Annotated in this window: 10 protein-coding genes; 3 read left to right on the plus strand and 7 right to left on the minus strand. The window is 75.7% G+C overall.

Annotation, left to right across the window (positions count from 1 at the left end):
- Nucleotides 1-86 precede the first annotated feature (86 nt).
- The 5 genes from RND61_RS32000 to RND61_RS32020 form a co-directional block, all read right to left on the minus strand.
- Complete coding sequence (locus RND61_RS32000) at nucleotides 87-248, minus strand: hypothetical protein (RefSeq protein ID WP_315881678.1); 162 nt, start codon at nucleotides 246-248, stop codon at nucleotides 87-89.
- Between the two features lie 128 nt (nucleotides 249-376).
- Nucleotides 377-1,606 carry a cysteine--1-D-myo-inosityl 2-amino-2-deoxy-alpha-D-glucopyranoside ligase gene (gene mshC, locus RND61_RS32005; RefSeq protein ID WP_315881679.1) on the minus strand — a complete coding sequence of 410 codons (1,230 nt, stop codon included), beginning with the start codon at nucleotides 1,604-1,606 and terminating at the stop codon, nucleotides 377-379.
- 110 nt (nucleotides 1,607-1,716) lie between these two features.
- Entirely contained in the window at nucleotides 1,717-2,550 is an 834-nt protein-coding gene (locus tag RND61_RS32010; protein ID WP_315881680.1) for an SCO1664 family protein, read from the minus strand.
- Nucleotides 2,514-3,104, minus strand: coding sequence for a DUF3090 domain-containing protein (locus tag RND61_RS32015; RefSeq protein WP_315881681.1), 591 nt, complete (start codon nucleotides 3,102-3,104; stop codon nucleotides 2,514-2,516). The genes RND61_RS32010 and RND61_RS32015 overlap by 37 nt, the downstream gene beginning before the upstream one ends.
- An 81-nt stretch (nucleotides 3,105-3,185) precedes the next feature.
- Complete coding sequence (locus RND61_RS32020) at nucleotides 3,186-3,878, minus strand: histidine phosphatase family protein (protein ID WP_315881682.1); 693 nt, start codon at nucleotides 3,876-3,878, stop codon at nucleotides 3,186-3,188.
- A 53-nt stretch (nucleotides 3,879-3,931) separates the two neighbouring features.
- On the opposite strand from RND61_RS32020, the gene corA reads away from it, so the two are divergent.
- On the plus strand, nucleotides 3,932-4,924 hold the full coding sequence (corA, locus tag RND61_RS32025; RefSeq protein WP_315881687.1) for a magnesium/cobalt transporter CorA: 993 nt from the start codon (nucleotides 3,932-3,934) through the stop codon (nucleotides 4,922-4,924).
- A gap of 30 nt (nucleotides 4,925-4,954) precedes the next feature.
- On the opposite strand, the gene RND61_RS32030 is transcribed toward corA, so the two are convergent.
- Complete coding sequence (locus RND61_RS32030; protein ID WP_315881683.1) at nucleotides 4,955-5,740, minus strand: ferritin-like domain-containing protein; 786 nt, start codon at nucleotides 5,738-5,740, stop codon at nucleotides 4,955-4,957.
- A 228-nt stretch (nucleotides 5,741-5,968) separates the two neighbouring features.
- On the minus strand, nucleotides 5,969-7,021 hold the full coding sequence (locus RND61_RS32035; protein ID WP_315881684.1) for an LLM class F420-dependent oxidoreductase: 1,053 nt from the start codon (nucleotides 7,019-7,021) through the stop codon (nucleotides 5,969-5,971).
- Between the two features lie 139 nt (nucleotides 7,022-7,160).
- On the opposite strand from RND61_RS32035, the gene RND61_RS32040 reads away from it, so the two are divergent.
- Nucleotides 7,161-8,150, plus strand: a complete 990-nt coding sequence (locus RND61_RS32040) for an aldo/keto reductase (protein ID WP_315881685.1) — start codon at nucleotides 7,161-7,163, stop codon at nucleotides 8,148-8,150.
- Entirely contained in the window at nucleotides 8,147-10,411 is a 2,265-nt protein-coding gene (locus tag RND61_RS32045) for an ATP-dependent DNA helicase (RefSeq protein ID WP_315881686.1), read from the plus strand. Before RND61_RS32040 ends, RND61_RS32045 begins: the two co-directional genes overlap by 4 nt.
- Nucleotides 10,412-10,567 lie beyond the last annotated feature (156 nt).

Below are 10,567 nucleotides of genomic sequence, written 5' to 3' on the forward strand. Positions count from 1 at the left end.
CGGGGGGGGGGGCCCCCCCCCGCCGCCGTACGCCCGCCGCCGTCCGCCCGGCCGCCGGTTCGGAGCCGCCGCACGGCGACGACGTCCTACGCGGTCCGCGGCGTCGGCTCCCCGTCGAAGCGGGCGTTCGGCAGGGGGATCCGGTCGCTCCGGGCGGCGGCCGTCGCCGGGACACGGAAGCGCGGGCCGGCGATCCGGGCGACGGGCGTGCCCCGCGTGCCCGCGTCGTCGAGGCGGACCGCGTCCATCCAGTCGAGGTCCCGCTGGAGGAGGTACGGGTCCCTGCCGAGCGGCAGCAGGCCGTCACCGCGCGGGACGCGTCGGCCGCCCCGGGGACGCGGCGTCCCCGGGGCGGCCGACGCCCGGTCGGGAGGGGTCAGAGCGCCACGCCCATCAGGGCGTCGACGGTGCGGGAGACGAGGCCGGGCGCGCCCTCGTCCGTACCGCCCCCGGCGCGCTGGAGCTCGACCCAGCGGTCGACGGCGGCGAGCGCCGCCGGCGTGTCGAGGTCGTCGGCGAGCGCCTCGCGGACCTCCTCGACCAGTTGGTCCGCACGGGGCCCGTCGGGGCGGGACACGGCGGCGCGCCAGCGGCCGAGCCGCTCGACGGCGTCGCTGAGGACCTGGTCGGTCCACTCCCAGTCGGCCCGGTAGTGGTGGGCGAGCAGGGCGAGGCGGATCGCGGCCGGGTCGACGCCCTGGCGGCGCAGCGCGGAGACGAAGACCAGGTTGCCCTTGGACTTCGACATCTTCTCGCCGTGCAGGGCGACCATCCCGGCGTGCACGTACGCCTTGGCGAAGGGAAACTCGCCGGTCAGCGCGTGGGCGTGGGAGGCGCCCATCTCGTGGTGCGGGAAGATCAGGTCCGAGCCGCCGCCCTGGACGTCGAAGCCCATGCCCAGGTGGTCGAGGGCGATGGCGACGCACTCGATGTGCCAGCCGGGGCGGCCGGGGCCGAGGGAACCGCCGTCCCAACTGGGCTCGCCGTCGCGGGCGGCCAGCCACAGCAGCGGGTCGAGCGGGTTCTTCTTGCCGGGGCGGTCGGGGTCGCCGCCGCGCTCGGCGGACAGGGCCCGCATGACGTCGGCGTCGTAGTGGGAGACCTCGCCGAAGTGGCGGTCGGACTCGACGGAGAAGTAGACGTCGCCGTCCAGCTCGTAGGCGGCGCCCAGGTCGCGCAGCCGTTCGATGAGCGGGACGATGCCGGGTATCGCCTCGACGGCGCCGATGTAGTGGCGCGGCGGCAGCATCCGCAGGGCCGTCATGTCCTCGCGGAACAGGGACGTCTCGCGCTCGGCGAGCCCGGTCCAGTCGATGCCGTCGCGGGCGGCCCGCTCCAGGAGGGGGTCGTCGACGTCGGTCACGTTCTGCACGTAGTGGACCTGCCGCTTGGTGTCGAGCCACACGCGCTGAACGAGGTCGAACGCGTTGTAGGTCGCCGCGTGACCCATGTGGGTCGCGTCGTACGGCGTGATGCCGCAGACGTAGATACGGGCGACGGGGCCGGGGTCGAGGGTCACTCGTCCACCGGTCGCGGTGTCGTGGATCCGGAGGTCGCGGCCCTTGCCGGGCAGGGCGGGGACCTCAGAAGCGGGCCAGGCATGCATGCTTCGAGCCTAACCGGACGGGTGTTCCGGATACGAACCGGATACAAGATCATGACCGGTTGCGCGCTCTTGCGCCCGGCCCCGCGATGTGCTGCGGGGCCCCCACCGGGTCAGACCGGCGGCCAGGGGATGGGCGGCCACGCGCCGGACGGTTCGGGGTGGCGGGAAGTGGTGCGCAGGGTCACGACGCGGGCCCGCAGGGCGTCCAGCTCGGCCGGGGTGATCAGCTGCTCCAGACGGGTGGCGAGCGGGGCGCCGGGCGCCAGCTCCGCGTCGAGGCGGGCCAGGACGTCCAGCGCCTCCCCGGGCAGGGGCTCCCCCGCCCACCCCCAGAACAGCGTCCGCAGCTTGTCGTCGGCGTGGAAGGTGACGCCGTGGTCGATGGCGTGGAGCCGGCCGTCGGCGGCCGGGAGCAGGTGGCCGCCCTTGCGGTCCCCGTTGTTGATCACCGCGTCGAGCACGGCGAGCCGCCGCAGCCGCGGGTCGTCGGCGTGGACGAGCAGCGCCGTGCGGCCCCCGCCCACGTCGGCGCGGCCCACCGGCCGCCACCCGTCGCCGGGCTCGTCGCCGTCCACGAGGGAGAGCAGCGGCGGCGCCGACGGGTCGGCGTCGATCCACTGCTGGACCATGCCCGGCCCGTACGGCCCCTCGCGCAGGACGGTCGGCGGGACGAGGCCCCAGCCCGTCGTGTCGGAGACGGCGTACGCGGCGGCCTCCCGCTGCGCGAGCGTCCCGTCCGGGAAGTCCCACAGGGGCCGCTCGCCCGCGACGGGCTTGTACACGCAGTCGGTCTCGGCGCCCCCGTGCGAGACGGAGCAGAGCAGCACCGCGTTGGACGCCTCGCGGATCTGGCCGCGTACGGTCAGCTCGCCCTCGGCGAGCAGTTCCAGGACGTCGGCGGTGGCCGTCAGGCCCCGCGGCGGTATCCGTTCTGGCGCGGACATACGTGTCCTTCCGGGTCGAGCGGCAGACTGCACAGGGGGCAGGGCGGGCGGCCGGCGTTGACGACGTCGAGGGCGCGCTTGGCGAAGGCCCGCGCCTGGGCGCCGGTGAGCCGGACGCGGAGCATGGGGGGGCCGTTCTCCTCGTCCTGCAGGAGGCGCTCCTCCGCCTCGGCGAGGTCCTCCTCGGAGTCCGCGTCGAGCTCCACGAGCGCCTGCGCCTCGACGACGAGCCGCTGCTCCTCGCCGTCCCAGGCGAGCGCCATGGTGCCGACGCGGAACTCCTCCTCGACGGGGGTGTCGAGCGGCGCGGTGTCGGTCACGTCGGCGGGGGCGACGGCCGGGACGGGGGCGTTGCCCCCGGTGCGGCGCACGACCTCGTCGAGGAGCTCGTCCATGCGCTCGGCGAGCGCCGCGACCTGGGTCTTCTCCAGGGCGACGCTGGTGACCCGGCCTCCGGCGGACGCCTGGAGGAAGAACGTACGGCGGCCAGGCAGCCCGACCGTACCGGCCACGAAGCGCTCCGGCGGGTCATAGAGGAACACCTGACGGGACACGTTCCCTCTCCCTTGGTCTTTGTTCGTGAGTCGGACGCAACGGCCGTCTCGGCAGCGCGTCCACCCTACTGTGCGGAGCGATCACGGTGCGCCCGCGCCGCCGCCGACCTGCGCGGCCGCACCGCCGTCGCCGTCGCCGTCGCGGGGGACGAGGCCGCCGAAGTCACCCGTGTCGCCGAGGCGGATCAGGAACGGCCGGGTACGGGTGTAGCGGATCGCGGTGACCGAGCACGGGTCGACGTGGAGGCGCTGGAAGAGGTCGAGGTGGAGGCCGAGGGCGTCCGCGACGAGCGCCTTGATGATGTCGCCGTGCGAGCACATCACGTACGCGGCGTCGTCGCCGTGGCCGGCCGCCACCCGCGCGTTCCAGTCCCGTACGGCGTCGACGGCGCGGGCCTGCATGGCCCGCATGGACTCGCCGCCGGGGAAGGCGGCGGCGGACGGGTGGTGCTGGACGACGTCCATGAGCGGCTCGTCGGTGAGCTCCGCCAGCTTGCGGCCGGACCAGTCGCCGTAGTCGCACTCGTTGATCCGCTCCTCGGTGTGGAGGGCCAGACCGGGGCGGGCGTCGAGGAGGGGCGCGAGGGTCTCGCGGCAGCGCTGGAGGGGGCTGCTGACGGCCAGGGCCAGCGGGACCCCGGCGAGCCGCCCGGGCAGCGCGGCGGCCTGGGCGGCGCCGCGTTCGTCGAGGGTGACACCGGGGGTGCGGCCCGCGAGGACGCCGGCGGTGTTCGCGGTGGACCGGCCGTGCCGTACGAGGATCAACGTCGCCATGACGGCAAGGGTAGGGCCGCGGAGGAGGAGTGGGGACGGCGGCCCGGGGAAGAATACGCGCCGTGATCGTGGACTGTGCCATCTACCGGGACGGGGGCCGCCGCCAGGGCCCCTCCGACGTCAGCAGCGCCCTGGAGGAGGCGCGGGACGCCGTCGACGCGTTCCTGTGGATCGGGCTGCACGAGCCGACCGCCGAGGAGTTCGACCGGGTGTCGGCCGAGTTCGGGCTGCACCCGCTGGCCGTGGAGGACGCCCTGAAGGCGCACCAGCGGCCGAAGCTGGAGGTGTACGACGACTCGCTGTTCCTGGTCCTGAAGCCGGTGATGTACGAGCCGGAGAGCGACACGGTCTCCACGGGCGAGCTGATGGTGTTCATGGGCGACTCGTTCGTGGTGACGGTCCGGCACGGCGAGGGGTCCCCGCTGGGGGAGGTGCGGCGGCGGCTGGAGGCGGAGCCGGACATGCTGCGGCAGGGCCCGACGTCGGTGCTGCACGCGGTGAGCGACGCCGTGGTCGACCACTACCTGGAGGTCGCCGCCGAGCTCCAGTTGGACCTGGAGGAGCTGGAGGCGGAGGTCTTCCAGCCGGCGGGGAGCGACGCGAAGAACACGGCGTCGCGGATCTACCAGTTCAAGCGGCAGGTGCTGGAGTTCCGGCGCGCGACGGGCCCGCTGGGCGGGCCGATGGAGCGGCTGGCGGGGGCGGGCGTGCCGTACGTGCACGAGGCCGCGCGGCCGTTCTTCCGGGACGTCGGCGACCACCTGACCCGGGCCGGGGAGCAGGTGGAGGGGCTGGACCGGCTCCTGTCGGACATCCTGTCCGCGCACCTGGCGCAGATGGGCGTGCGGCAGAACGACGACATGCGGAAGATCTCCGCCTGGGCGGCGATGGCGGCGGTGCCGACGATGGTCGCGGGCGTGTACGGGATGAACTTCACGCACATGCCGGAGCTGGGGTGGGTGTGGGGGTACCCGGCGGTGCTGGGGCTGATGGCGGTCGCGGTGGCCGGCCTGTACCGGCTGTTCAAACGGCGCGGCTGGCTGTGACGCGCCCGCCCGCGGCGGCCGGGCGCCGCGTCACAGGACGGACGCGGCCTCGGCGGGGCCGCCGAGGGCGTCGCGGAGCTCGGGCGGGGAGAGGGTGACCATGCGCCGCCAGCCACCGGCCCGCTCGTACGCGTACGCGGCGCGGATGCCCGCCGCCAGGACGGCCGACTTGGCGCGCGGCCACTTCAGGACGCGGCCCATGTGGTCCATGACGGCGAGGCTCACGTCGCGGTGGACGGCGATCTCCGTGAGGGCGCACTCGCGCAGGGTGCGCTGGATGGTGCGGCCGTGCCCGGCGCGGGCCAGGCGCAGCAGTTCCTCGTGGCAGTACGCGAGGTGGTTGTCCTCGTCGCCGCTGATCATCCGGACGGCCTTGCCGATCTCCGGGTGGTCGCCGAAGTGCCGTACGAGCATCTCCATCTGGTCGGCGGCGCGCTGCTCGGTGACGCGGCTGTGCGAGAGGTAGACGACGATGTCGTACTCGGTGAGCGGCTCGTCGCGGCGCAGCTTCTCGTGGGCGAGGCCGATGCCGGAGCGTTCGAGGAGGATCGTGTAGTCGGTCTCGGGCGGGACGGGCACCGGGGCGAGTCCGCGCTTCTTCAGCAGCCCGTTGAAGATGCGGCCGTGCTTGTCCTCGTCGGCGCCGTGCCGGGCGATCTTGGGCGCGAGGTGGCTCAGGGACGGCGGGACCAGGGCGGCGATCCGGCCGTTCTCCCAGCCGCCCTGGGTCTCGCCGCTGGCCGCGATCGAGCAGAACAGCTGGTAGGCCTCGTCGCTGTCGACGATCTCCTGGAACAGGCTGCGGGCCGAGAGCATCGCTGTCACCTCCACGTGTCGGCACGAGTCAACTGCCGCGCGGGAGGCGAGGCAACGACCGGCCGCCCGCGCTGCGCCGAACGGAGCAGCGGATGGACCCGCCCGCCGCCGTGCGTAACCGACGGCCGGGTGGCGCGTTGTGCTGCGTGACGGCCGTGGCGGGGATGACCCCGAGCCCCCACCACGGCCGCAGGCTTGCCCGGGGGCCGCGGGGCCGCCCGGGCGCGGTCAGTCGGCGAGGCCGGCGTGCTCCAGCGCCCGGGTGCCGGCGCGCAGGGCGGCGATCCGCTCGTCGAGGGTGAAACCGGCGGGGGACACGGTGAGGGTGGTGACGCCGGCCTCCGCGTACGCCCGCATCCGGTCCGCGATCCGCTCGACGGGGCCGAGCAGCGTCGTGTCGTCGATCAACTGGTGCGGTACGGCCGCGGCGGCGCCGTCCTTGTCGCCGGAGAGGTACCGGTCCTGGATCTCGGCGGCTTCCTTCTCGTACCCCATGCGCCGGGCCAGCCGGTTGTAGAAGTTCTGCCCGCGGCTGCCCATTCCGCCGACGTACAGGGCGGTGTAGGGGCGGAACGTGTCGGCGAGGGCGCCGACGTCGTCGCCGACGGCGAGCGGGACGGTGGGGCAGACGTCGAAGCCGTCCATGGTGAGCCCGGCCTTCTCGCGCCCGGCGCGGATGTGCCGCAGCGCCGTCTCCTCCAGGTGGGCGGCCGACGGGAAGATCAGCAGCGCGCCGTCGGCGATCTCACCGGTCTGTTCGAGGTTCTTGGGCCCGATGGCGGCGATGTACAGCGGGATGTGCTCGCGCTGCGGGTGGACGGTCAGCTTGATCGGCTTGCCGGGGCCGCCGGGCAGGGGGAGCGTCCAGTGCTCGCCGTCGTACGTGAGGCGCTCGCGCGCCATGGCCTTGCGGACGATCTCGACGTACTCGCGGGTGCGGGCGAGCGGCTTGTCGAACGCGACGCCGTACCAGCCCTCGGACACCTGCGGGCCCGAGACGCCGAGGCCGAGGCGGAACCGGCCGCCGGACAGCGAGTCGAGGGTGGCGGCGGTCATGGCGGTCATGGCCGGCTGGCGCGCCGGGATCTGCATGATGGCGGAGCCGACGTCGATGCTCTCCGTCCGGGCGGCGACCCAGGCGAGGACGGTGGGCGCGTCGGAGCCGTACGCCTCGGCGGCCCAGCACACGTCGTAGCCGAGGCGGTCCGCCTCCTGGGCGACGGCGAGGTTGTCGCCGTCCATGCCCGCCCCCCAGTAGCCGAGGTTGATGCCGAGTCGCATGCCGCTCCCCTTTTACTGATCAGTAACGTGTGTGGTGTGCGGACTCTAGCGCGCGGGTGGCCGCCAGGGCAGTGGGCCTGCCGGGCGCGTTGTCCACAGGGGCTCTTGGCCCGCGCGTCCGGCCAGTAATCTCGCGGCCATGGAGCAGAGGCATCTCGGCAGCACCGGCCTGCGCGTGTCCCGGATCGGGCTGGGCACCCTCACGTGGGGGCGGGACACGGACGAGCACGAGGCGGCCGAGCAGTTGAAGGCGTTCTGGGAGGCCGGCGGGACCCTCGTCGACACGGCGGACGTGTACGGCGGTGGGGAGGCCGAGTACCTGCTGGGGCAGTTGGCGGAGCGGCTGGTGCCGCGTCGCGACCTGGTGATCGCCACGAAGGCCGGAAGCGTGCCCGACCCGGACCCGGAGCGGCGCTTCGACGGTTCGCGCGGCCACCTGCTGGCCGCGCTGGACGCATCGCTGGCGCGGCTCGGCACGGACTACGTCGACCTGTGGCAGGTGCACGCCTACGATCCGTGGACCCCGCTGGAAGAGACGCTCCAGGCCCTCGACATAGCGGTGGCCAGCGGCCGGGCCCGGTACGTGGGCGTGGCCAACTTCTGCGGCTGGCAGTTGGCGAAGGCGGCGACGTGGCAGCTGTCCGCGCCGGGCACGCGGACGCGGCTGGCCGGCACGCAGATGGAGTACTCGCTGCTCCAGCGCGGCGTGGAGCGCGAGGTGCTGCCCGCCGCGCGGGACCTGGGCGTGGGCCTGCTGCCGTCGTCGCCGCTGGGCCGGGGCGTGCTGACCGGCAAGTACCGCGACGGCGTCCCGGCCGGTTCGCGGGGCGCGTCGGAGCACATGGCGCCGTTCGTGGAGCCGTACCTGGACGAGTCGGCGCGGCGCGTCGTGGACGCCGTGACGACGGCGGCGGACGGCCTGGCGGTCACGCCGCTCCAGGTCGCGCTGGCCTGGGTGCGGGACCGGCCGGGCGTGACGGCCCCGGTGGTGGGCGCGCGGACGGCGCGGCAGCTCACGGCGGCGCTGTCAGTGGAGAGCCTTAGTCTTCCTGACGAGATCCGGCGGGCGCTGGACGACGTGTCGGCGCCCGTGCACCGCTACCCCGACCAGGACTGGAGCACGCTGTGACCGCGCACCCCCGGGGGGAGAACCCCGACTCCCCGGCCGCCGAGACCGCCCCCGACGCGTCCGCCCTGCCGGAGCGGGCGGCCGTGGACGCCGTGCCCGCCGACGACGCGGAGGCGGCGGGGTCGGGCACCGGCGCGCCGACGGCGGAAGCGGACGTAGACGTGGACGCGGACGGGACGGAGGTCTCCGAGGCGGAGGGCCCTGAGGCGGAAGGCTCTGAGGCGGAGAGTTCCGGGGCGGAGGATGCCGGGACGGAGGGCTCCGGGGCGGAGGGCTCCGGGGCGGAGGTGTCCGAGGCGGAGGCCGAGCTGGCGGCCCAGCGGGAGCTGCGGGAGCGGATCGAGCGGCGCAAGGCCGAGCGCGGCGGGCCGGTCGCGAGCGGCGCCAAGCTGAGCGGGCGGGCCGCCGACCTGCTGGCGGCGGTACGGGCCGTGGAGAGCGGCGAGAAGCCGGCCGTCGTGTTCGAGGACTCCCCCGCTCCGGTGGCGCCGCCGCGGGCGGCGGCTCCCCCGCCGGTCGCGCCGCCGCGGACCGGGCCGCCCGCGCCGGCGGGGCCGCGCGTGGCGGCTCCGGAGGCGGTGGCGGCCGTGCGGGCCGTGCTGGCCGCGGGCGGCGCGCCGGAGGGGCTGGCGGTGCGGGTCGCGGGTGTGCTCGGGGACGCCGCCGGTGAGCTGCTGCGCGAGGACCCGTGGCGGCTCCTGGCCGTGCCGGGCGTGCTGCCGGAGCAGGCGGACGGCTTCGCGCGGGCCCTCCTCGGCGCGGAGTGCGGGCCCGGGGACGCGCGGCGGACGGACGCCCTCGTGGGCTGGCTGCTGGAGCGCGCCGCGCTGCGGGGGCACACGGCGCTGGACGCGGCGACCGTGCGGGCGGCGCTCGCCGAGCGGTCCGTGCCGGACCCGGACGAGGCCGTCCGGCACGCCGTCGCGGAGGGTGCCGTACTGGTCTTCCAGGACGAGGAGGAGGCGGACGCGGAGGAGGCGGAGGAGGCCGCCGAGGCGGGGACCGGGAAGTCCCCGGTGCTGCTGGGGCTGGACCGGTACGCCCTCGCCGAAGAGAGCCTCGCGGACGGCCTGGCCCGGCTGGCCCGCTCCGGCCCCGACCCGCGCTGGGCGAAGGCCGCCCCGCCGGAGCTGGCCCGGGCGGTCGCCGCGCAGGGCCTGGTGGTGCACACGGGCGGTGAGGCGGCGCGCGCCGAGCCGGTCGCGCTGGCGGAGGCGGCACGCGGCCTCGGGCTGCGCGCGGCCGTCGCGGTGCACAGCGAGAACGGCCGCCTCGGGCTCGGCCCCGGGGCGGGGGCCGTCACGGTGGCGGCGCTGCTGTCGGGCGCGGCCGGCCCGGGCCGGGACGAGGACGGGGCGTTCGCCCTCGACCTGCTGGTGGTGCTGGACGCCCCGCAGTTGGACGTGGAAGCGGCGGCGATGCTGGTGGAGTCCGTACCGGACGGCTGCCGGCTGGTGCTGAGCGGGGATCCGCACGTGCTGCCGTCGGCGGGTGCGGGCCGGGTCTTCGGGGACCTGCTGGCGGCGCGGGTGTGCCCGCAGGTCGCGTCCCGCACACCGGATCCGGGGCCGATCGGGGAGCTGGTGTCCGGGGTCGGCGCGGGTGAGCTGCTCCAGGTGGACGCGCCGGGTCGGGAGGTCGTGATCGTTCCGGTGCGGGACGCGGGCGAGGCCGTGCACCGGACCGTGCAACTGGTCGCGGACTCCGTGCCGAGGGCACTGGGCGTGCCCGTGGAGCAGACGCAGGTGATCACGGTGGGCCATGGCGGCTCGGCGGGGACGCGGGCGCTGAACGCGGCGCTGAAGCAGCGGCTCAACCCGGGCCCCGGCCGTTTCGGCGGCTTCGACCCGGGCGACCGGGTGGCGTACGCGGAGGCACCGGGCCGCACCCTGCAGGGCAGGGTCGTGTCGGCGGACGCGGAGGGGCTGCACCTCGCCTGCGAGGGACGGCCGGAGCGGGTCGTCGTGCCGAAGGACCGGGTGGAGGCCGTGGTGCGGCACGGCTGGGCGCTGACCGCGCACCAGGTGGCCGGGATGCGCTGGCCGGCGGCGGTCGTGGTGCTGCCGGGGGACGCGGCGGGCGGCCTGAGCCGGGCGTGGGTGTACACGGCGTTCGGCCGGGGCGAGCGGCACCTGTCGGTCGTCCACGGCGTGGACCAGGCGCTGGCGCGGGCCGTCACCGGGACGCCCGGGCCGGGCCAGGAGCGCGTGACGCGGCTGCGGGGCCTGCTGGAGGCCGTTCCGGAGCCGCTGGAGGGGTAGCGGGGCGGTGCCCGGCGGAAACGGGGCGGTGCCCGGCAGAAGCGGGGCGGTGCCCGGCAGAAGCGGGGCGGTGCCCGGCGGAAACGGGGCGGTGCCCGGCGGAAACGGGGCGGTGCCCGGCGGAAACGGGGCGGTGCCCGGCGTGCCCGCCCGGCG

It is taken from the genome of Streptomyces tamarix (assembly GCF_032423885.1).
GTDB lineage: Bacteria > Actinomycetota > Actinomycetes > Streptomycetales > Streptomycetaceae > Streptomyces > Streptomyces tamarix.